The organism is Campylobacter sp. MIT 99-7217 (genome assembly GCF_006864365.1).
GTDB lineage: Bacteria > Campylobacterota > Campylobacteria > Campylobacterales > Campylobacteraceae > Campylobacter_D.
This window is the reverse complement of record NZ_QHLJ01000032.1, coordinates 1-514: the sequence shown is the minus strand read 5'-3', so window position 1 is coordinate 514 and position 514 is coordinate 1. Positions and strand designations below refer to the sequence as shown.

The following is a 514-nucleotide window of genomic DNA, read 5'->3' as shown; positions in this document are numbered from 1 at the left end:
CCCGCTATTCTCCACCATAAAGGGCCTATAGCTCAGCTGGTTAGAGTGCACCCCTGATAAGGGTGAGGTCACAAGTTCAAGTCTTGTTAGGCCCACCATTAAAATCAATCTTTTAAAGACAAGGGCTAAATAAAAAAAAGATTTGAAAAACTTTAAAACCTAAAGCAAGTTTAAAAAGATTAGGTTAAATTTAAATAAGCTTTTAAAGTATTAGAATGTTGAAATATTTGAATATCTAAGATATTAAAAGCCATAGATTTAAATTTATTTTTTAAATTTCCTTTAGGTTTTAAAACCTAAATAGAATAAATAAGGTGTTTATCTTAATTATAAAGATAAAAGCTCTTAGCTTATCTATATGAAAAAGTATAAGCAAGAGATTGAGTCTTTGATCAAAAGATAATTATTTATTCTCGTTCTTTAACTTACCATTGTTAAGAGTCACAAGCAAGTTTTAATAAAAACAATTTTACAAGACTTGTTAAAGGATAGGTCTAGTTTAATCTTTCTTTAA

The 514-nt window shown here is 27.4% G+C and carries 1 tRNA gene; it reads left to right on the top strand.

The annotated features are described in order from the left end of the window. Window positions 1-21 precede the first annotated feature (21 nt). A tRNA-Ile gene (locus DMB92_RS09085) sits at window positions 22-98 on the top strand. Window positions 99-514 lie beyond the last annotated feature (416 nt).